An 18,764-nucleotide genomic window follows, 5' to 3' on the forward strand; every position below is an offset into this window, starting at 1 on the left:
TCTTGTGACCCTCACGGTGTGGGTGTTCGTGCGGACCATCCGCGGGGCTCCGCTGGGTGGACCGGCACTTCTCGCTCTCGCCGCCGGCGGTGGCGCAGGGAACATCTGGGACCGCATCAGCCGAGCCGCGGACACGCCGCTGGGCGGAGAGGTCGTCGACTTCATCGCGGTCGACTGGTTCGCGATCTTCAACGTCGCCGACATCTTCACCACCTGCGGCATCGCCGGCTGGGCCCTCCTGCAGGTCTTCGGCAGAGCGGACGCGCCCCAACCACAGACGAGCGAAACCTGATCGAGGCGCAGCCCTGAGCCTCACCGTTCGCCGGATCACGGCGCCGTCCCCTTGTTTCTGCCGACCACCGGCCTGACAGAAAGCACCACCCGTGAAAACCAGCACCAAGGTCAACCTGATCGCCATCGCCGCGGCTGTCTTCGTCGTCGCGGTCATCGCCGCGATCGCGATCTTCCGGCCCTTCTCCGCCTCCCGCGAAGAGGTCGCCGCCGCGACGCCCGTCCTCGAGCAGAACACCCACATGCTCGATCAGGCGGAGGACGGGAAGGTGACGCTGGTCGAGTTCCTCGACTTCGAGTGCGAGGTCTGCGCGGCCGTCTACCCGACCATCGAGCAGCTGCGTGAGGAGTACGCAGGCCGGGTCACCTTCGCGACCCGCTACTTCCCGATTCCCTCGCATCGCAACTCCGAGAATGCCGCTCTCGCCGTCGAGGCAGCAGCGCGGCAGGACCGGTTCGAGGAGATGTACGACCGGATGTTCCAGACGCAGGCGAGCTGGGGCGAGAGCCAAGACTCCAAGGCCGACGTGTTCCGCGGCTTCGCGGAGGAGATCGGCCTCGACCTGGAGCAGTACGACGCGGATGTGGCCGACCCGTCGACGCTCGAGCGGGTGCGCTTTGATTTCGAGGCGGGCAAGGACCTGGGGGTGCAGGGCACGCCGACGATCTTCGTCAACGACGAGGCGATCCAGCTCGAACGCCTCGAAGACATCCAGGCCGCTCTCGACGCCGCTCTCGCCTCGTGAGCGCCCTCAGCCGCCGCGCCCTGCTGGCCCTTCCCCCGCTCGCGATGATCGGCATCGGGACCAGCGGATGCGCGCGGGACGACCTCGCGGAGCAGTACCGCGGCGGGTCGAACAAGAACTACGTCGCCGGTGACGGCACCGTCATCGAATGGCCTGTCGGCAGCCGCGGCGAGCCGGTCGACTTCGCCGGAACGAGCGAAACGGGCGACGCGATCAGCTCCGAGGATTACCGCGGGCAGGTGCTCGTCGTGAACTTCTGGTACGCCGCCTGCGCCCCCTGCCGCGCCGAAGCACCCGACCTGCAAGCGCTGCACGAGCAGTACGACGGGAACGGAGCGGCGTTTCTCGGTGTCAACGTTCGCGACCAAGCCGACACCGCCACCTCGTTCGCGAACACCTACGGCATCACCTACCCCTCGATCATCGATACCGACGCCGCCGTGGCCCTCGCGTTCTCTGGGAAGTTCGCCGCGAACGCCGTCCCTACCACCCTCGTGCTCGACGTCGACGGCCGACCCGCCGCGCGGATCCTCGGCCGGGTCACCGCCCGCTCCATCCTCGACACCCTCATCGCGGACACCATCGCGGAGGCGGCCTCGTGAACTGGGGAGAGGCTGTGTTCAGCGGCCAACTCCTGCTCGCCGCGCCCATCGCGGTCCTCGCCGGCCTCGTCTCGTTCGCGTCCCCGTGCGTGCTCCCCCTCGTCCCCGGCTACCTCGCCTACATCGGCGGAAACCCCGACCTCGCCACAGGCAGCCGGCGCCGCCTCGTCGCCGGAGTGGGCCTGTTCATCGCCGGTTTCGCCGTCGTCTTCATCGCCTACGGCGCCGCGTTCGGCGCCCTCGGGACATGGCTGCTCGAATGGCAGGACACCGTCACCCGCATCCTCGGAGTGCTCGTGATCCTCATGGGCGTCGTGTTCATCGGGCAGGTCCGGTTCCTGCAACGCACCATCCGCCCCCGCTGGAAACCCGCGACCGGACTCGCCGGAGCACCCCTGCTCGGTGTGGTGTTCGGGCTCGGCTGGACACCCTGCTTCGGGCCCACCCTCGCCGCGATCTCCGCGCTGAGCCTGGACGGCGCCTCCGCCGGCCGCGGCGCGTTCCTCGGCCTGCTGTACTGCCTGGGCCTGGGACTGCCGTTCCTGCTGATCGCCCTCGGATTCTCCTGGGCCGCCACCGCGACCAGCTTCCTCAAACGCCACATCCGCACCATCAACCTCCTCGGCGGAGGGCTACTCATCCTCATCGGCACCGCCATGGTCAGCGGCCTGTGGACCCAGTTGATCTACCGCCTCCAGAACCTGATCAACGGATTCGTCCTCCCCATCTGACCCGTCACCCCCGCCCCGAGAGGACCACCGAATGAGCGCACTCACCCCCGCCGAGACCGAACAGCTGACCCGACGCGGGCTGCGCCTGGCGCAGTTCACCGTCGCCTACAACGTCATCGAGGGCATCGTCGCGATCGCGGCCGGTATCGCCGCGGGACTCGTGTCCGTGATCGGGTTCGGCATCGACTCCGGCATCGAGTCGATCGCCGCCGTGCTGGTAGGGCTGCGCCTGGCGGCGCGGCTGCGGCATGGTGAGGCGGACGAAGCGAAGGAGCGGCGCACGTTGAAGTTCGTCGCCGTGACGTTCTTCCTCCTCGCCGCCTACGTGAGCATCGAGGGCATCCGCAGCCTGATCGCGGGTGACGCTCCCGAGTCCTCCCCGGTCAGCATCGTGCTCCTGATCCTCTCGATCATCGTCATGCCGGTCCTTGCGGCGGTGAAAACGCGTGTCGGGAAGAGGCTCGGAGACCCCCTGATCCTCGCGGACGCAGCGGAGACTCGGATCTGCGTGCTGTTGAGCGTCTCCACCCTCGTCGGGCTCGTCCTCTACGCCCTCACTGGAGCCGCGTGGCTTGACCCGGTTGCAGGGTTCGTCATCGCTCTCTTCGCCATTCACGAGGGACGCGAGGCCTGGGAAGGCGAGCTCGTAGAAGACGACGATGACGATGACTAGAGCGGGCGCCGACAGGCGAGCCACGAGCGGGCTGACGATCGATGTTCCGGGGCAGACACCCTCAACCTCAGAAGTGCTCTCCTCGGGTGCGACGCGCACGGCGGGAGGATGATCGGAGAATGATGATCGAGGTTCTTCACATCGACGACTGCCCGAACTGGAAGGACGTCGGCCCTCGCCTGGACCAGGCGCTGAAGTCCACCGGCCACTCCGACATCCCCGTCACCTACCGGCTTCTGGCGACACCGGAGGACGCCGCCGGCGTCGCTTTCGCGGGTTCCCCGACGATCACCCTCGACGGGGAAGACCTGTTCCCGTCGGGCGGGCGGACCACGGATCTTGCCTGTCGGATCTACTTCACGCCGAGCGGGCTGGCGGGTCTTCCGACGACGGAGCAGCTCGTGGAAGCGATCGCTGCCTGTGAACCCTGATTCCTCCGTCACCTGTTCCTGCTGCGGACGGGCCCGCCGTCGACGTCAGGTTCACGCACTCAACGATGGCGCCGCGTACGTGTGCCGGCGGTGCGGGCTCTGGATAGCGCTGCGCCCGGGCAGCGATCACCCCCGCGCCTCCTCATTGTCTCGGCGCTGACACGCCGGAACTCAACGCCGGTCAGGTCGTTCGGGTTGCTCTCAGCCCGAGCCGGGTGCGGCCGCGAGGCTTGAGGACGGACAGGGCGGTGATAACCACGAGAACGACGGCGCCGCCGGCGGTCGCGACGACCAGTTGCGTGCGGGTTCCCTCGAGCGTGGAGGGGATGAGCCCGTGGCGGGCGGCGAGGGACATCGTCTCGATGAGGCGCGTGTGCAGCAGGAGGACTGCGGTTGCGAAGACACTCAGCCACAGCTTGATCGCCACCCAGTAGTGGCGCACCAGTCCCCAGTGCGTTCCGAGGCCTTGCAGGATTCCGGTGGCGAGGGAGGCGAGGGCGAACGGGATGATGACGAACGTCCCCAGCGGGTCCAACGCCAAGTAGGCGCTTCGGACCGTGAAGGGGTCGCTGCTGGTCGCTCCGACGAGCGCGATCGCGAGGAACGCGCCCACCGCGCCGAACCAGCCCACGGACACCAGGACGTGGACGGTGAGGGCGACTCGGCGAGCTCGCGGGCCGAGCATCATCAGTGATTCATCATCTGCGCCCCGCCGCCGGTGAGCAGGTGCACGACGATGAAGCCGATCGCGAGGACGACGACGACGACCATGAACACCTTCACCCAGCGGGGGCGCTCCGGGACGGGCGACGGCGTGCCAGACGGGTTGGAGTCACTCATGCGCTCAGCCTAGGCACCCGCCCAACCCATCCCGTATCGATGTGGTGCGTTGCCCCTGCCCCGACATCTTCGGTCAAGTCGGGAATCTTCCGCCCGATCACCCCGTTGTCTGATACCCCCGGGGGGTATACCGTCGGATCAGGCCGGAAGCGGCCGGAAGGAGTCATGATGGCGCAGCACCACCTGCACGATGACGAGCACGAGAGTGCTCACCGCACCGTCGAAGCACGCGACGTCGACGCGGGAAGGACAGGTCATCACGTGAGTACGGCCCCTGACGGGCACGCCGGGCACCAGATGCGCGGAGCGCCTGATCCTCACGCAGGCCACAACATGACGGCGGGCGCTGCCGGCCACGGCGGCCACGGCGGCCACGGCGGCCACGGCGGCCACGGCGATCATGTCGGCCAGTTCCGGCGGTTGTTCTGGATCATGCTGGTGTTCGCGGTGCCGGTGGTCGTGTTCAGCGGCATGTTCTCGATGATCCTGGGCTACTCCCTCCCCGACGTTGCGGGGGTCGGCTGGATCTCGCCGGTGCTCGGGACGGTGATGTACGTCTGGGGCGGCCGGCCCTTCCTGCAGGGGGCGGTGTCGGAGCTGCGCTCGAGGACGCCGGGGATGATGCTGCTGATCGCTCTGGCGATCACGGTCGCGTTCCTCGCGTCGTGGGGTGCGAGCGCGGGGCTGCTGGATCACGAGCTGGACTTCTGGTGGGAGCTGGCGCTGCTGATCGTGATCATGCTGCTCGGGCACTGGATCGAGATGCGCTCTCTCGCGCAGACGTCCTCGGCGCTGGACTCTCTCGCGGCGCTGCTGCCGGATGAGGCGGAGCGGGTGCGCGAGGGTGAGGTGGAGAAGGTGTCTCCCGCGGACCTGGTGCAGGGGGATGTCGTGGTCGTGCGTCCCGGCGGCCGGGTGCCGGCGGACGGCCGGGTGCTGGAGGGCACCGCGGACGTGGATGAGTCGATGATCACCGGGGAGTCCCGCCCGGTCAGTCGCGGCCCGGGATCGATGGTCGTGGCCGGCACGGTCGCCACGGACACGGCGTTGCGGGTGGAGGTGACGGCCGTCGGCGACGACACCGCTCTCGCCGGCATCCAGCGCCTGGTCACGGAGGCGCAGAACTCGTCCTCCCGGGCGCAGCGCATCGCTGATGTTGCCGCCGGGTGGTTGTTCTGGTTCGCGTTGGGCGCGGGAGTGATCACCGCGATCGTGTGGTCGCTGCTGGGCAGTCCCGACGAGGCGGTGATCCGCACCATCACGGTTCTGGTCATCGCGTGCCCGCACGCGCTGGGACTCGCGATCCCGCTGGTGGTGTCCATCGCGACCGAGCGGGCCGCGAAGGGCGGCGTCCTCGTCAAGGACCGTCTCGCGTTGGAGAGCATGCGCACGGTGACCACGGTCCTGTTCGACAAGACGGGCACCCTGACCAAGGGCGAGCCGACGCTCGCCGCCGTGCACACTGTCGACGGGGTGAACGAGGAGCAGCTGCTCGCGGTCGCTGCGGCGGTCGAGGCGGACAGTGAGCACCCTCTCGCTCGGGCGATCGTGGCAGCCGCGAACAGCCGCGGCGTGCGGGTGCCGGCAGCGACCGGTTTCCAGGCGTCGACCGCTGTCGGCGTCACGGCGCAGGTCGAGGGGCGTGCGGTGAGCGTGGGCGGTCCGTCGATGCTGCGCGCGCACGACGCTGCCGCGCTCGAGCAGACGCGCGCGTGGGAGGCGGAGGGGATGATCATCCTCCACGTCCTCGCCGGCGGTCGGGTCATCGGGGCTCTCGGGCTCGCGGATGAGGTGCGGGAGGAGTCCCGGCAGGCTGTCGACGCGCTGCACGCGATCGGCGTGCAGGTGGTCATGATCACCGGCGACGCGGAAGCGGTCGCCCGCACCGTGGGCGAGGAGCTCGGCATCGACCGGGTGTTCGCCGGCGTGAAGCCGGAGGACAAGGCCGCGAAGGTCATCGAGTTGCAGCGCGAGGGCCGACGGGTCGCGATGGTCGGTGACGGCGTCAACGACGCTCCCGCTCTCGCGCAGGCCGACGTGGGAATCGCGATCGGCGCAGGCACCGATGTCGCGATCGCATCCGCCGGGGTGATCCTGGCCTCCGATGACCCCCGGTCGGTGCTGTCCGTGATCGAGCTGTCCCGGGCCAGCTACCGGAAGATGAAGCAGAACCTGTGGTGGGCGGCCGGCTACAACCTCCTCTCCGTCCCCCTGGCCGCGGGAGTGCTCGCGCCGATCGGGTTCGTGCTGCCGATGTCGGTCGGGGCTCTGCTGATGTCCGCGTCCACGGTCGTCGTCGCCGTGAACGCGCAGCTGCTGCGCCGCCTGGAGCTGTCCCCGCAGGCCAGCACCCGCGCCGCGCGCGAACGCGACACCAGCCCAGTCCGTCACGAGGAGGGCCGCAGTACCGTCCAGGTGCGCCCGTAGTCGCCGGAGGCGACCACTCCGCGCTCGTCGGCGGCAAGGACCCACTGTTCTTCGCCGTCGACGAGCGCGAACGCCTCCGGCTGCCCCTCGAGGGTTCCGTGGCTCTGCCAGGAGCCCTCGAGAGTTCCCGTCCACAACGTCCCGTCGACGTCGACACCGACCAGCTGCCCGCCGGCACTGCCGTCCACGAGGAACAGGGCGGGCGCGCCGGAGACGGGCCGGAACGTGACCGCGGCGTCCTCGCTGACCTGTAAGCCCGTCTCGGTCGTCGCGAACACCCGGTCGGGACGCTCGGGGTCCACGGTCAGATCGCGCAGCGGCAGTTGCGCAGACGGGGTCCATGCGGCGCCGGAGTCGTCGCTGCGGAGGATGACGCCGCGGCTCGCGTCGTACCCGTACACGCGGGTCGCCGCATCGGTGAGAGCGACGGTCGCGAGGTCGTGGAAATCCGTCTCCCCACTCAGGGACACCGGCTCCCAGGTCGCGGCCGCATCGATGCTGCGGATCAGACCCAGGTTGGGTCCTGGCGCGGACCTGTCGGCGGGGTCGGGATGCCCGGAGGCGTAGAACACTCCCTCCGGGGTGATCGTGAACCCCATCGTGTCCTGCGCCCGGCCGGCGACCGGCCCTCCGCCCGCTTCGTCGTCGGTCGGGGTGGGGCTGGCCGGGTAGGTGTCCGGGAGGGTGTCGGTGGGGATCACCCACACTCCCGAGTGCGCAGCCGCGTAGGTGAGCCCGGTCACCGGATCCCAGCCCAGCCCGTGCACGTGCTCCAACCCTGCCGGCGCGGCCACGAGCGCGCCCGTCTCCACGCGGCCTGACGAAACGCAGCCGGTGAGCAGCGCCACCGTCACGGCGGCGCCGACGATGACGGCGAGACGCCGCGTGCGGCGCGAGCGGTGCCCGCAATGCTCAGCCAAGGCCGACACCCAGATCGCTCATGAAGCCTTCCGGGTCCACGGGGCTCCCGTCCACGCGCGTTTCAAAGTGCAGGTGACAGCCGGAGGAGGCGCCGGTGGAGCCCACGAGAGCGATCAGGTCGCCGGCGGCGACCGTGTCACCCACGTCCACGAGCAGGTCGCTGTTGTGCGCGTAGCCGGTCTCGATGCCGTCGCTGCTCGCCAGCAGGATCCAGTTGCCGTAGCTGCCGGCGTAGCCGGCTTCCTCGACCGTGCCGCCAGTCGCTGCGACCACCGGGGTTCCGCAGGGGGCGGCGAGGTCGGTGCCCTTGTGGAACGCGCTCACGCCCGCGACCGGGGCATCCGGGCGAGGACCGAACGTGCTCGAGATGCGCCCCGCGACCGGCACCCGCCAGGTAGCGGACGCGACCTCGCTGTCCTCAGTGGATGCGGCGGACTCTTCTGATGCGTCGTCCACGAGTTCCGTGGCGACGGCGGCGGTCACCAGCACCTCGGGTTTGGCTTCCGCGCCGAACGTGTCCCGGGTGACGGTGAGCTGCACCGCGCCGGCCGCGACGAACGTCTGCGGCTGCGCCTCGCTGACGGCCAGGGTCGTGGTCTTGGTCGGGGTGCCGTCGACGGCGAACGCGGGCATGGAGGAGGTCACCGCGATCATCGTGACGAGAGTCATCGCGGACATCCCAGCCAGGCGCGGCCGCATCGTGGCCGTGCCCGGCGGGGCCGGGCGCGGGCGGGCCGCGACGCGGGCGGCGTGCTGCAACGCCTGCGCGTCGGCTCGCGAGGGCGCCGTGTACGTCACCCGGCGTCCGAGCGTGAGCGCAGCCTGCCGCGGGGAGGCATCGCGGGTGCGGGTTCGGGTGCGGTGCACGTCGCGGCGGCGCGGGTCGCTCGTCGGCGTCGACGCGGCGCTCACCGGGCGACTCCCGAGCGAAGCGGACGGGGGTGAAGAGGAAGGCGGTGCATAGGGGGACGTTTCTGGTTCGAGCGCCCTCAGAGGGCGCGAAGAAGTAGAGGGTGGGGATCGCCAGGTACGGCGACCCCCACCGGGGCGCGGCGGTAGCGCGCACGGGCGCGACGCAGCAGCGCTCCGCCTGCCCAGGAGGGGGAAGGGGCGTCAGAAAGACGGGTCAGCGGGACGCGAGGAGATCCTGCATGGTTGCGATCTCCTCGGTCTGGGTCTGCACGATCGTGTTCGCCATGTCGATGGCGTCCGCGTTCTGGCCCTCGTCGACCTCGGTCTGCGCCATCTCCACGGCGCCCTCGTGGTGCATCATCATCTGCTCGAGGAACAGCGTCTCCGCCTCGGCGCCGGTCGCGCTCTCCAGCGAGGACATGTCCTCGTCGGACATCATCCCGTCCATGCTGTGATCCATGCCCGACATCGAGTCCTCAGCGCCCCACGCGCTGATCCACTCCTCGAGCTGCGCGATCTCCGGACCCTGCGCTTCCTTGATCTGGGTCGCGAGGTCGGTGACGTCGGTGCTGATGCCGTCCTTCGCGAGGATCATGTCGGCCATCTCCACCGCCTGCTCGTGGTGGGGCTTCATCATCTGCGCGAACATCACGTCCTGATCGTTGAAGTCCGCCTCCGCCGCAGCAGTCGAAGACGGCGACGCGGACGCGGACGAGGAGGAGCTGCTGTGGTCCATCCCCTCCATGCCGCCCGTGCCGGAGCTGTCCGAGCAGGCGGCCAGAGTAATTGCGGTCGCCAGAGCGAGAGTCGAGGCGAGAAGAGTGCGCTTGTTGTTCATGAGTGTCGTATCCGTTCAGTCGGTAGCAGGAATCGCCGGAACCGCGCCCTGCGGGCGGGGTGATGAGGTCGCAGCGGACGCTGCGACGACAGGCGAATCAGGTGCGACTGATCGACAACACCGTCAACGACGGCAGATACACATGGAACTTCGCGCGCGGAACGAGCAGCAGAAGACGCGGACCCGCGTCGAGCACGCGCGCGAACAGCGCCGGCACCCGGGCCAGGAGGATCAGGGACGCGAGGAAGAAGACGATGACGCACGTCGCCGCCATCAGAGCGCACCCCATCGCGCAACTGTCATCACACGGCACCATCGGCACGACCGCGCCCTGATCGGCGCCAGCCACGAGAGCCATCCCGCCTGTCGACGCAGCTACCGGGTCGGCGTGAGCATCGGTCTGCGCATGCGTGTGTCCTGCGGACACAGACGCGTCGGAATGGCTGCCCATCATCGAGTGCATCGCGAACACGCCCAGCAGCAGAGCCGCCAACGTCAGCACCACGACCACCGCGCGCATCAGCGGCGCGGACAGCTTAGAAACGACGCTGTCGCTCATGATCCACACCTCCGACACTGCTCGTCACTCGTCCGAGGGCATCAGAAGGGACGCCCATGCATACCCCCCTAGAGTATGCAGAAAGCAGCCGGAGCGGCTGAAAACCCCCTCCGTACCCGTCCGCCCCGCGCAGCAGCGGACGAGCTGCACCAGCACCCGGGGGATGAGGACACCGTGACCGAGCAGACGAGCGAGCAGACCGACATCACCGGCGCCCACGGCTACATCTCCGACAAGGACCAGTACCTCCGCCGCCTTCGCCGCATCGAGGGGCAGGCTCGCGGCCTGCAGAACATGGTTGAAGACGAGCAGTACTGCATCAAGATCCTCACCCAGATCTCCGCGATGACCAGCGCCCTCGAGTCCGTCGCGCTCGGTCTCCTGAACGACCACCTGAACCACTGCGTCCTCGAGGCCGCCGCAGCCGGCGGCGACGAAGCGAAGATCAAGCTGCAAGAAGCCTCCGACGCCATCGCGCGGCTCGTCCGCTCCTGACGTTCAAGTGCGCAACCCGCCCTGAATGACGCCGGCGGTCCTCGACGCAGCGGGATACCGGCGCCCTGGCTAAGCGTTCCCGCTTGTCCTTCGACGGCTTCACGGCAGTTCGATCCGCTGCGATCCGTGGGATGAGGCGAACGAACACGACCGCAGTAGCGCCGCAGCCTGGCGCAGGCGTGCCGAGGTGAGCGATGACATCGGCTATCGGGGCAGCAGTTCGGTTCGTAGGGTCGGACTTATGGAACCGTCTCGACAGCTACCCGCCATCGGCGCCCCGGCCTCCCGCGCGCTCGAGGAAGCGGGCGTGCACGATGCGGACGACCTGCGGCGGGTGGGCCTGGACCACCTCGCGACCCTCCATGGGGTAGGACCTAAGGCTCTCCGACTTCTCCAGCAGACCCTCGACGCCGACGCGCGCAAGCGGTGACAGCCGATCGATCGGGTGCTCTCCATGCACCCCGAGCATGTGTGTTCCTGCGACATGCTCGCGCCTTTGAGCTGTCCGGAGCGGCCCGTCCGGGCTGTTCTGCCGCCAGTGGTGGCGGGGGTCGCTGACATGATGACGGGGTGCTGATCGCGTACCTGGACGAGTCCTACACACAGGACTTCTACTTCATCGGCGCTGCCGTGACGACACAGGAGAAGTGGGAGCAGCTCGAGCACGGCTACGCCGCTCTCCGGGAGCAGATCGCCGCGGATCACGGGGTGCCGGCGGATGTCGAGTTTCACGGGCACGAGCTGATGGGCGGCGCCGGCGAGTGGGCTCCTCTGCGCGGGAAGCATCGTGAGGCGGCGGGCATCTACGCGGCCGCGCTGCGCATCGCGCAGGAGGCAGAAGTCCGCTACCTGTTCCGGGGCGTGGACGTGAAGCGCCTGAACGCCCGGTACCGGTACCCGGAGCAGCCGCACAAGATCGTGCTGCAGCACCTGCTCGAGCGGGTGAACGAGTACCGCCGTGACGTCTTCTCCTTCGATACCGAGGAGGTGATCGTCGTCGCCGACGAGATCGCGACGCAGGAGGAGCACCGGCGGCAGTTCGAGAGCTACCGGTCACTGGGCACGCCGGGCTACCTGACGAGCCGCCTTAACCTGATTTCCTCCCCGATCCAGTTCGCGTCCTCGAGGAACGCCGCCGGGGTGCAGGCGGCCGACCTCGCGATCTACCTGCACCGGCGTCGGCAGACGGTGACGGAGACGCACCCGAAGTCCGCGGCGACGATGACGCGCCTGGGCGCTCTGATCGACGCGTCGACGTCGCACGACCGGATCTGGACGCCTTAAAAACGAAGACCCCGCTAGGCGGGGTCTTCGGCTGGCAACGTTCCGGGAACCGGCCCGTTGTGACGATCACGATACACGCGGATCCTGGACGAGTCACGGCGTCACGGGCGCCGCCGCTCGATGAGGATCGTGTCGCGCCAGCGGCCAGCCTCCGGCCCGTACGTCATCTGCGCGATGCGCTCCCGGATGCCCACACGCCGGAATCCAGCGCGGTCGTGGAGGGCGAGACTGGCGGTGTTCTCGGGGAAGATGCTCGACTGGATCGTCCACAGGTCCGCGTCGTCCGCCGCGGCGATGAGCGCGGCCAGCAGCCTCGATCCGACGCCGCGGCCACGTGCAGCGGCGGCGATGTAGACGGAGTGCTCGACCACGCCCCGGTAGACGGGGCGGGCCGAGACCTTCGACAACGCGGCCCAGCCGAGGATCTGTTCTCCGTCGACGGCGACCAGGCGCCCGACGTCGAGCTTCCCCGCGTCGAACGCCTCCCGCGTGGGCGGTTCGGCCTCGAAGGTGGCGTGCCCGGTCGCGATCCCCTCGCGGTAGATCGTCTCGACCGCCGCCCAGTCTCCGGGGGTCATCGGCCGGATCGCGGTCATGAGCAGCAGCTCCCTCCGGCGGATCCGATGTCGGTGGAGCAGACGCCGGTTTCGGGGAGCACGAGCTGGACGCGCCGGGCGGCGGCGTGATCGCCGGCGAGTTCGTCCGCGATGGAGCGGACCTGCTCGTAGCCGGTGGCGAGCAGGAAGGTCGGCGCACGGCCGTACGACTTCATCCCGGCGATGAAGAAGTTCGGCTCGGGGTGGGCGAGTTCCGCGACGCCGTGGGGGTCGACGGTGCCGCAGGAGTGCAGGTTCGGGTCGATGAGCGAGGCGAGGGCGCGGGGTGCTTCCACGATCTCGTCCAGGGAGACGCGGATCTCGCGCAGCATGTCGAGGTCGGGCCGGAACCCGGTGGCCTGCACCACGACATCGACTTCCACGCTCTCGCGCTCCTTCCGGCGGCGCCCCATCACCGTGACGCCGCCGGAGGGGGTCTTCTCGAGGCGGTCGATTTCGAAGCGGTCCAGGAGGGTGATCGCGCCGTCGCGGACGAGCTGGTGGACGGTGCCGCCGAGCTTGCCGCGCTCCTCGAGCTCGTCGTCGCCGGAGCCGAAGACGCGCACCGGGCTCGTGCCGCGGATCGCCCACGTGATCCTCGTCTCCGGTTCCTCGCGGGCGAGTCGAGCGAGCTTGATCAGGGTGTTCGCGGCGGAGTGGCCGGCGCCGACGACGAGGACGCTTTTCCCGGCGAACCGGGCACGGTCCGCACCGAGCACGTCCGGCAGTGCGTGGCTGAGGTGCTCCGCGACATCAAGGACACCGATTGGGTCAAGGCCCGCGGAGGCGAGCGCGTTGGGCGTGGAGTAGGTGCCGGAGGTGTCGATGACCGCGCGCGCGGTGACGTCGACGGCGCCCTCCGGAGTGTCCAGGCGCAGCAGGAACGGGGTCGCAGCGCGGCCGGTGGAGCGGGTGCGATCCATGCCCTCACGAGAGACGGCGGTGACACGGGAGCGGTAGCGGATGACCGGGGCGAGCTCCGGGGTCGCGGCGAGAGGAGCGAGGTAGTCGCGGACGAACTCGTGCCCGGTGGGCAGCTTCTTCGCTGCGGGGGCCTCCCAGCCGGCGGCGTCGAGCAGGCGCCCGGCGGCCGCGTCGACCAGGAACTCCCACGGGGAGAACAAGCGAGTGTGACCCCACTGCTGCACAGCGGCACCTGCGCTCTCACCCGCCTCGTAGACGATGACGTCGAGGCCGCGCTCGAGCAGCTGCGCGGCGGCGGCGAGACCCACGGGGCCGGCGCCGATGACGGCGACGGGCAGGCCGGTGAGGCGGCGCTCGTCGGTGCGGGGCGGGACGGTCAGCAGCAGGGTCATCAGGTGCACTCCTCAACATCGACGGTCATCGATGGATCGAGTCTGCCCCGGCATATCGATGGCTGTCAATGTGTGGGAGGGTGGAGGCATGGCGACGACCGAGCTGACTCTCACCGCGGCGGCGGCCGCGTGCTGCGCGCCGCTCGCGCGCGAGCCGCTGAGCGCCGAGGGCGCGGAGCTGCTGGCGCGAGCGTTGAAGGCGATGGCGGATCCGGCGAGGCTCCGCCTGGTGTCGATCGTGGCGTCGAGCAGCTCGGGCGAGGTGTGCGTGTGCGACTTCACGGAGCCGGTCGGGCTGAGTCAGCCGACCGTGTCGCACCACTTGAAGATCCTCGTGGACGCCGGGATCCTGGCCCGCGAGAAGCGCGGCACGTGGGCGTACTTCTCCCTCGTCCCCGGCGCGCTCGACTCCCTCGCCGGGATGCTCACCCGCGTCTGATCAGGCGGCCGTGACCCTCGCCGCGAGAGCGTCGACGCGCGCGGCGAGCTCGTCGTAGGCCGCATCGAACGCGGCATCCGTGCCGGCAGGTACCGGGTCGGGGATCGACCAGTGCAGCGCGTCCGAGCCGAGTTCCTCGTGCGCGGCGTCGCAGACGGTGATCACGAGGTCTGTGTCGGCGGCGACGTCCGCGAGCTGCTGCGGGGCTCCTTCGGGTAGCGGGAGGCCGTGGCGTTCGGCGGTCGCAATCGCTCCGGCGGCCACCGCGGCGGCCGGGTGGGTGCCGGCGGAGGCGACGGGGATGGGGCTGCGCTGCGCCCAGAGCTGCGCGGCGAGCTTGGAGCGGGCGGAGTTCGCGGTGCACACGAACAGCACTCGCCGCGCTGCGGCGGTGGTCGAGGGCCCGAGCTGGTCGAACGCCCCGGGGATCAGATGGACGTAGCTGCGGCGCCGGTCCGCCTCCGAGCGGCGACGGAGGATCATGCCTTCGCGCTCGAGGACGGCGAGGTGGTGCGCGACGAGGTTCGAGGGCATCCCAAGACGGTCCTGCAGCTCCCGCGGCGCGAGGTCTCCGAGGGTGAGCAGGTCGGTGATCCGCAGGCGCGCGGGGTCGCTGAGGGCGGCGTGCCGGGCGGCGCGCGCTTCGAGTTCGGTTCGCTCGGTGTTCATTGACTCAATCTTGACTGAGTGATCGTGAGCGGTCAAGATGGCCGACGACATGGACACCACTTCCCCTCCTCCGCTCGCTCGTCGGGCCGTGGCCGAGTTCCTCGGCACCGGTCTGCTCGTGGCGATCGTCGTCGGCTCCGGCATCGCCGCTCAGACGCTCTCCCCGGACGACGTCGGTCTGCAACTGCTGGAGAACTCCCTCGCGACCGCGCTGGGGCTGGCGGTGCTGATCCTCACTCTCGGCCCGGTGTCGGGGGCGCACTTCAATCCGCTCGTCTCCGCCGTGGACGCGGTCCTCGGTCGTCGCGACCGCACCGGCCTGCTGGGGCGGGAGCTGGCGGTGTTCGTGGGCGCGCAGCTGCTCGGAGGCATCGGCGGCGCGGTCCTCGCGAATGCGATGTTCGAAATCCCGTCCTCGATCGCGACGACGGAGCGGGTCACTGCCGGGCACCTGCTCGGGGAGGTCGTCGCCACCGCGGGCCTGGTCCTCGTGATCCTCTCCCTCGCCCGTACGCACCGAGGCCCGCTCGCGGCGGCCGCGGTCGGCGCGTACATCGGTGCCGCGTACTGGTTCACGTCCTCGACCTCGTTCGCGAATCCCGCCGTGACTCTCGGCCGCGTCTTCACCGACACCTTCGCCGGCATCGCCCCCGCCTCCGTCCTGCCGTTCGTCGCTGCGCAGCTTGTCGGCGCCGCGATCGGCGTCGGCATCGCCGTGTTCCTCTTCCCGGGCGCCGCCCGGGCCGCCGGGGACCTTGTGGTCCCGGCCACCTCGACCTCTTCACACGTCTGATTCGAAAGGCCCATCTGATGCATCTCGTCGCTATCGGCGGCAGCGACGCGGGGATCTCCGCCGCGCTGCGCGCCCGCGAGCTCGACCCGTCCGTCGACGTGACCGTCGTCGTCGCCGACTCGTACCCGAACTTCTCCATCTGCGGGATCCCGTACTACTTCTCCCGCGAGGTGCAGCCATGGCAGTCGCTTGCGCACCGCAGCCACGCCGATCTCGAAGCCACCGGCATGACCCTGCGCCTGGACACCTTCGCGACGGACATCGACGTCGCCGGGCAGCAGCTCACCGTCCGCACCCCCGACTGCTCGCTCGACCGGATCGGGTACGACGAGCTGATCGTCGGCACCGGCGCCCTCGCCTCCTCCGCCGGCATCGCGGGAGTGGACGCACTGGGGCCGGAGGACGGAGTGCACGTGCTGCACTCGATGGGCGACACCTTCGCGCTCGAGCGGTTCCTCGACAGTCGAAACCCGCAGACCGCGATCATCGTCGGCGCCGGCTACGTCGGCCTCGAGATGGCCGAAGCCCTCACCGTCCGCGGCCTCCGAGTCACCCAGCTCCAGCGCGGCCCGGAAGTGCTCTCCACCCTCGACCCCGAACTCGGCGCCCTCGTCCACACCGAACTGACCGAGCGCGGCGTCGAGGTTCTCACCCGCACCACCGTCGCCTCGATCGAGAAGACCGCCACCGGCCTCGCCGTGCACGCCGACCACGACGGCACACCTCTCACCCGCACCGCTGACGTCGTCCTCCTCGTCGTCGGCGTGAAGCCGAACACCGACCTGCTCGCCCGCGCCGGAGCGTCTCTCGGCGCCGGCCGCGCGGTCGTCGTCGACGAGGCGATGCGCACGGGCCTGCCGCACGTGTTCGCGGCAGGCGACGGAGTGACCACGCACCACCGTCTGCTCGGCAGCACCTACCTGCCGCTGGGCACCACGGCCCACAAGCAGGGACGGGTGGCCGGCGAGAACGCTCTCGGCGGCGATGCCCGGTTCGCCGGCTCGGTCGGCACGCAGGTCGTGAAGGTCTTCGACCTCGTCGCCTCCCGCACCGGCCTTCGCGAGCACGAGGCCCTCGCCGCGGGCTTCGCGCCGGCGACGACGAGCGCGGTCGCGGACGACCACAAGCGCTACTACCCGGGCGCGCAGCCCATCACGATCCGCATCACCGGCGACACCCGCGACGGACGTCTGCTCGGCGCGCAGCTCGTCGGACGCCTCGGCACCGAGACCGCCAAGCGCGTCGACACGTACGCGACCGCCCTGTTCGCCGGGCTCACCGTCGAGCAGGTCTCCGACCTCGACCTCTCCTACACACCCCCGCTCGGCTCCCCCTGGGACGCCGTGCAGATCGCCACCCAGACCTGGACCCGCACCACCACCGGAAGCAGCATCCCCGCATGACCGAGAAGCCCACCGTCCTCTTCCTCTGCCAGCACAACGCCGGCCGCTCCCAACTCGGCGCAGGCCTGCTCGAAGTCCTCGCCGGCGACCGCTACACCGCCACCTCCGCCGGTCTCTCCCCCGCCGAGACGGTGAACCCCGCGATCGCTGCGACCGTCGCCGAGCTCGGCCTCGACATCAGGAACCACATCCCCCGCGCCGTCACCGTCGAGGACCTCGAGAACGCGGACATCGTCATCACCATGAAGCCCGGCCTCACCCTCCCCGCAACGCCGACCGGCCGATTCCTGGAGTGGAAGTTCCCCGACCCGACCGACTGGAGCACCGAGAACGTCCGCCCCCTCCGCGAGGCCGTCGCCGCCCGGATCCAGACCGAACTCCTCACCTAGACGCGTCAGGCGGCCGCAAGGGCGATGGTGGGTCTGCTCCTCGATGGCGACTCTGGACCGTGCTGCAGAAGCGGGGTGACGGGATCGTTCGGCCGGGGCGGGGTGGGGTTGAAGGTCGTCTGGTCACGGAAGATCGCCCAGATGACGTTCATACGGCGCCGGGCGAGAGCGATCAGAGCCTGCTTGTGCGACTTCCCCTCCTGGCGTTTCCGATCGTAGAACGAGCGCGAGACCGGGCAGTTCCTCGACGCGATGAACGCCGCCTGGAAGCAGGCGTTCAACAGCCGCCGGTCATAGCGACGTGGCCGGTGATGGTTGCCGGAGATCTTCCCGGAGTCCCGCGGCACGGGAGCGAGACCCGCGAAGCTGGCCAACCGGTCGGGCGTCTCGAACGCGGCGAGGTCAGTACCGGTCGCGGCAAGGAAATCCGCGGCGAGCCTGCGCCCGAACCCAGGAATCGACACCAGAAGATCCGCGGATCTGCTGTCCTGCAAAGCGGCTTCGATCTCCCCGTCGAGCTCGGCGACCTCGTCGCGGATGCGGAGGAGATCACGCGCGGACCGGCTCACCAGCCGAGCCGCTGCCCCCTCCCCCACGACGACCGATGTCTGCTCGCGCGCGGCTTCCACCGCCGTCTTCGCGACCGCCGCGGATTTCCAGCAGCCCTGTCCCTTCAACCACGCCGCCAGCCGGCTCTCCCCCATGCGCCGGATCGCACCGGGGGTCGCGTACCGGGTGAGCAGCACCAGAGGTCCCCTGGTCGTCGCGTAGTTGAATGCCCCCTCGAGCGACGGAAAGTAGTGGACCAGGATGGCGCGCAGGCGATTCACGGCGCGGGTGCGATCGTGCACCAGGTCTTCTCGTCGCGCCGAGAGCAGGCGCAGTTCCGCCGTGACCTCGTCGGCCTGGCGCATCAGCGTCACGTCTCGCCGGGTCCGCGCTTGGTCGGCGATGATGACCGCGTCCTTCGCGTCTGTTTTGGCTTCGCCGCGGTAGGCGCCCGAGGCGTGATGCACGACGCGGCCTGAGATGTAGAACAGCGGCTGCGCATGCGAGTGCAGGAGCGTCTGCAGCAGCCCTGTCCCGCCGTGGTTGAGGTCCGTTGCCCAGGCGACGTCGGTGCCGCCTGGCAGGGAGGCGACGTCTCCCATCAGGGTCAGGATCGCCGTTTCTCGGTTCTTGAACCGTTGGGAGAGCAGCTTGGTTCCGTTGGCGTCGATGACGACGCAGTGGTGTTCGGTCTTGCCGGCGTCGATACCGGCCCAGAGTTGGGGCACGCAGGGTCCTTCCGTTGAGGGTGCGGTGCGCCGTGAACGACCTTGCCGGCATGTCCTTACGGGGCGATCTGGTCGCGTTTCTCAATGAGCGGTCCTGCCGTTGCGGGGTCCCGGGCGGCTAATCACGGCGTG

General features: G+C 69.7%; 24 protein-coding genes. 13 read left to right on the top strand and 11 right to left on the bottom strand.

Annotation, left to right across the window (positions count from 1 at the left end):
• From C5D04_RS14995 to C5D04_RS15020, 6 genes are all read left to right on the top strand, one after another.
• Positions 1-292 (top strand): signal peptidase II (locus C5D04_RS14995; protein ID WP_181130046.1); only part of this gene is annotated, 292 nt, incomplete at its 5' end.
• Positions 293-383: 91 nt separating this feature from the next.
• Entirely contained in the window at positions 384-1,037 is a 654-nt protein-coding gene (locus tag C5D04_RS15000) for a thioredoxin domain-containing protein (protein ID WP_082481720.1), read from the top strand.
• Positions 1,034-1,639 carry a TlpA disulfide reductase family protein gene (locus C5D04_RS15005; protein ID WP_104233615.1) on the top strand — a complete coding sequence of 202 codons (606 nt, stop codon included), beginning with the start codon at positions 1,034-1,036 and terminating at the stop codon, positions 1,637-1,639. Before C5D04_RS15000 ends, C5D04_RS15005 begins: the two co-directional genes overlap by 4 nt.
• A 14-nt stretch (positions 1,640-1,653) precedes the next feature.
• The gene (locus C5D04_RS15010; protein WP_374952936.1) at positions 1,654-2,370 is read left to right on the top strand and encodes a cytochrome c biogenesis CcdA family protein; all 717 of its coding nucleotides are present in this window, start codon (positions 1,654-1,656) and stop codon (positions 2,368-2,370) included.
• Between the two features lie 31 nt (positions 2,371-2,401).
• Positions 2,402-3,043, top strand: a complete 642-nt coding sequence (locus C5D04_RS15015; RefSeq protein ID WP_055794460.1) for a cation diffusion facilitator family transporter — start codon at positions 2,402-2,404, stop codon at positions 3,041-3,043.
• Between the two features lie 119 nt (positions 3,044-3,162).
• On the top strand, positions 3,163-3,474 hold the full coding sequence (locus C5D04_RS15020; protein ID WP_104347944.1) for a thioredoxin family protein: 312 nt from the start codon (positions 3,163-3,165) through the stop codon (positions 3,472-3,474).
• Positions 3,475-3,655: 181 nt separating this feature from the next.
• On the opposite strand, the gene C5D04_RS15025 is transcribed toward C5D04_RS15020, so the two are convergent.
• Positions 3,656-4,162, bottom strand: a complete 507-nt coding sequence (locus tag C5D04_RS15025; RefSeq protein ID WP_219812359.1) for a DUF2269 domain-containing protein — start codon at positions 4,160-4,162, stop codon at positions 3,656-3,658.
• On the bottom strand, positions 4,162-4,314 hold the full coding sequence (locus C5D04_RS18365; protein ID WP_157603228.1) for a hypothetical protein: 153 nt from the start codon (positions 4,312-4,314) through the stop codon (positions 4,162-4,164). The genes C5D04_RS15025 and C5D04_RS18365 overlap by 1 nt, the downstream gene beginning before the upstream one ends.
• A 333-nt stretch (positions 4,315-4,647) precedes the next feature.
• Between C5D04_RS18365 and C5D04_RS15030 the strand changes: the two genes are divergently transcribed.
• Complete coding sequence (locus tag C5D04_RS15030; RefSeq protein ID WP_374954080.1) at positions 4,648-6,741, top strand: heavy metal translocating P-type ATPase; 2,094 nt, start codon at positions 4,648-4,650, stop codon at positions 6,739-6,741.
• On the opposite strand, the gene C5D04_RS15035 is transcribed toward C5D04_RS15030, so the two are convergent.
• The 4 genes from C5D04_RS15035 to C5D04_RS15050 all read right to left on the bottom strand — a co-directional run bounded on the left by C5D04_RS15035 (position 6,702) and on the right by C5D04_RS15050 (position 9,971).
• Positions 6,702-7,670, bottom strand: a complete 969-nt coding sequence (locus tag C5D04_RS15035) for a F510_1955 family glycosylhydrolase (RefSeq protein ID WP_055794471.1) — start codon at positions 7,668-7,670, stop codon at positions 6,702-6,704. The two genes, C5D04_RS15030 and C5D04_RS15035, sit on opposite strands and share 40 nt — an antisense overlap.
• Positions 7,654-8,316 carry a M23 family metallopeptidase gene (locus C5D04_RS15040; RefSeq protein WP_146078442.1) on the bottom strand — a complete coding sequence of 221 codons (663 nt, stop codon included), beginning with the start codon at positions 8,314-8,316 and terminating at the stop codon, positions 7,654-7,656. Before C5D04_RS15040 ends, C5D04_RS15035 begins: the two co-directional genes overlap by 17 nt.
• A gap of 472 nt (positions 8,317-8,788) precedes the next feature.
• Complete coding sequence (locus C5D04_RS15045) at positions 8,789-9,412, bottom strand: DUF305 domain-containing protein (RefSeq protein WP_104257772.1); 624 nt, start codon at positions 9,410-9,412, stop codon at positions 8,789-8,791.
• A gap of 97 nt (positions 9,413-9,509) precedes the next feature.
• On the bottom strand, positions 9,510-9,971 hold the full coding sequence (locus C5D04_RS15050; protein ID WP_146078443.1) for a hypothetical protein: 462 nt from the start codon (positions 9,969-9,971) through the stop codon (positions 9,510-9,512).
• A 174-nt stretch (positions 9,972-10,145) separates the two neighbouring features.
• On the opposite strand from C5D04_RS15050, the gene C5D04_RS15055 reads away from it, so the two are divergent.
• Entirely contained in the window at positions 10,146-10,466 is a 321-nt protein-coding gene (locus tag C5D04_RS15055) for a metal-sensitive transcriptional regulator (RefSeq protein ID WP_055794478.1), read from the top strand.
• A 259-nt stretch (positions 10,467-10,725) separates the two neighbouring features.
• Here the strand turns inward: C5D04_RS15055 and C5D04_RS18370 are convergent, their stop codons facing one another.
• Entirely contained in the window at positions 10,726-10,935 is a 210-nt protein-coding gene (locus C5D04_RS18370) for a hypothetical protein (RefSeq protein ID WP_055794480.1), read from the bottom strand.
• Positions 10,936-11,036: 101 nt separating this feature from the next.
• Between C5D04_RS18370 and C5D04_RS15065 the strand changes: the two genes are divergently transcribed.
• A complete protein-coding gene (locus C5D04_RS15065) occupies positions 11,037-11,750 on the top strand; it encodes a DUF3800 domain-containing protein (protein WP_055794482.1) in 714 nt (237 codons plus the stop codon).
• A 101-nt stretch (positions 11,751-11,851) separates the two neighbouring features.
• Here C5D04_RS15065 and C5D04_RS15070 read toward each other — a convergent pair whose 3' ends face one another.
• Together C5D04_RS15070 and C5D04_RS15075 are read right to left on the bottom strand one after the other, a co-directional pair.
• The gene (locus C5D04_RS15070) at positions 11,852-12,346 is read right to left on the bottom strand and encodes a GNAT family N-acetyltransferase (RefSeq protein ID WP_055794483.1); all 495 of its coding nucleotides are present in this window, start codon (positions 12,344-12,346) and stop codon (positions 11,852-11,854) included.
• Positions 12,343-13,662, bottom strand: coding sequence for an FAD-dependent oxidoreductase (locus tag C5D04_RS15075; RefSeq protein ID WP_055794485.1), 1,320 nt, complete (start codon positions 13,660-13,662; stop codon positions 12,343-12,345). Before C5D04_RS15075 ends, C5D04_RS15070 begins: the two co-directional genes overlap by 4 nt.
• A gap of 88 nt (positions 13,663-13,750) precedes the next feature.
• Here C5D04_RS15075 and C5D04_RS15080 point away from each other — a divergent pair, with 88 nt between their 5' ends.
• Positions 13,751-14,101, top strand: a complete 351-nt coding sequence (locus C5D04_RS15080) for a helix-turn-helix transcriptional regulator (RefSeq protein WP_055794488.1) — start codon at positions 13,751-13,753, stop codon at positions 14,099-14,101.
• Here C5D04_RS15080 and C5D04_RS15085 read toward each other — a convergent pair whose 3' ends face one another.
• Positions 14,102-14,770: a helix-turn-helix domain-containing protein gene (locus C5D04_RS15085; RefSeq protein ID WP_055794490.1), complete on the bottom strand. Its 669-nt coding sequence runs from the start codon at positions 14,768-14,770 to the stop codon at positions 14,102-14,104.
• 49 nt (positions 14,771-14,819) lie between these two features.
• Here C5D04_RS15085 and C5D04_RS15090 point away from each other — a divergent pair, with 49 nt between their 5' ends.
• The 3 genes from C5D04_RS15090 to C5D04_RS15100 are packed head-to-tail and all read left to right on the top strand — an operon-like array spanning position 14,820 to position 17,355.
• Positions 14,820-15,563, top strand: a complete 744-nt coding sequence (locus C5D04_RS15090; protein WP_181028834.1) for an MIP/aquaporin family protein — start codon at positions 14,820-14,822, stop codon at positions 15,561-15,563.
• A 17-nt stretch (positions 15,564-15,580) separates the two neighbouring features.
• Positions 15,581-16,966, top strand: coding sequence for an FAD-dependent oxidoreductase (locus tag C5D04_RS15095; protein ID WP_104347945.1), 1,386 nt, complete (start codon positions 15,581-15,583; stop codon positions 16,964-16,966).
• Positions 16,963-17,355, top strand: a complete 393-nt coding sequence (locus C5D04_RS15100) for a low molecular weight phosphatase family protein (protein WP_055794495.1) — start codon at positions 16,963-16,965, stop codon at positions 17,353-17,355. Before C5D04_RS15095 ends, C5D04_RS15100 begins: the two co-directional genes overlap by 4 nt.
• Positions 17,356-17,360: 5 nt before the next feature.
• Here C5D04_RS15100 and C5D04_RS15105 read toward each other — a convergent pair whose 3' ends face one another.
• On the bottom strand, positions 17,361-18,632 hold the full coding sequence (locus C5D04_RS15105; RefSeq protein ID WP_235577278.1) for an IS110 family transposase: 1,272 nt from the start codon (positions 18,630-18,632) through the stop codon (positions 17,361-17,363).
• Positions 18,633-18,764: the final 132 nt, after the last annotated feature.

Source organism: Rathayibacter sp. AY1D2 (assembly GCF_002932695.1).
GTDB lineage: Bacteria > Actinomycetota > Actinomycetes > Actinomycetales > Microbacteriaceae > Rathayibacter.

Excerpts from the sequence above, each read along its gene's own strand:
- C5D04_RS15015 (WP_055794460.1), top strand. The coding sequence starts at position 2,402 with ATGAGCGCACTCACCCCCGCCGAGACCGAACAGCTGACCCGACGCGGG.
- C5D04_RS15020 (WP_104347944.1), top strand. The coding sequence starts at position 3,163 with ATGATGATCGAGGTTCTTCACATCGACGACTGCCCGAACTGGAAGGAC.
- C5D04_RS15025 (WP_219812359.1), bottom strand. The coding sequence starts at position 4,162 with ATGATGCTCGGCCCGCGAGCTCGCCGAGTCGCCCTCACCGTCCACGTC.
- C5D04_RS18365 (WP_157603228.1), bottom strand. The coding sequence starts at position 4,314 with ATGAGTGACTCCAACCCGTCTGGCACGCCGTCGCCCGTCCCGGAGCGC.
- C5D04_RS15030 (WP_374954080.1), top strand. The coding sequence starts at position 4,648 with ATGACGGCGGGCGCTGCCGGCCACGGCGGCCACGGCGGCCACGGCGGC.
- C5D04_RS15040 (WP_146078442.1), bottom strand. The coding sequence starts at position 8,316 with ATGATCGCGGTGACCTCCTCCATGCCCGCGTTCGCCGTCGACGGCACC.
- C5D04_RS15045 (WP_104257772.1), bottom strand. The coding sequence starts at position 9,412 with ATGAACAACAAGCGCACTCTTCTCGCCTCGACTCTCGCTCTGGCGACC.
- C5D04_RS15050 (WP_146078443.1), bottom strand. The coding sequence starts at position 9,971 with ATGAGCGACAGCGTCGTTTCTAAGCTGTCCGCGCCGCTGATGCGCGCG.
- C5D04_RS18370 (WP_055794480.1), bottom strand. The coding sequence starts at position 10,935 with ATGCTCGGGGTGCATGGAGAGCACCCGATCGATCGGCTGTCACCGCTT.
- C5D04_RS15070 (WP_055794483.1), bottom strand. The coding sequence starts at position 12,346 with ATGACCGCGATCCGGCCGATGACCCCCGGAGACTGGGCGGCGGTCGAG.
- C5D04_RS15075 (WP_055794485.1), bottom strand. The coding sequence starts at position 13,662 with ATGACCCTGCTGCTGACCGTCCCGCCCCGCACCGACGAGCGCCGCCTC.
- C5D04_RS15080 (WP_055794488.1), top strand. The coding sequence starts at position 13,751 with ATGGCGACGACCGAGCTGACTCTCACCGCGGCGGCGGCCGCGTGCTGC.
- C5D04_RS15085 (WP_055794490.1), bottom strand. The coding sequence starts at position 14,770 with ATGAACACCGAGCGAACCGAACTCGAAGCGCGCGCCGCCCGGCACGCC.
- C5D04_RS15090 (WP_181028834.1), top strand. The coding sequence starts at position 14,820 with ATGGACACCACTTCCCCTCCTCCGCTCGCTCGTCGGGCCGTGGCCGAG.
- C5D04_RS15095 (WP_104347945.1), top strand. The coding sequence starts at position 15,581 with ATGCATCTCGTCGCTATCGGCGGCAGCGACGCGGGGATCTCCGCCGCG.
- C5D04_RS15100 (WP_055794495.1), top strand. The coding sequence starts at position 16,963 with ATGACCGAGAAGCCCACCGTCCTCTTCCTCTGCCAGCACAACGCCGGC.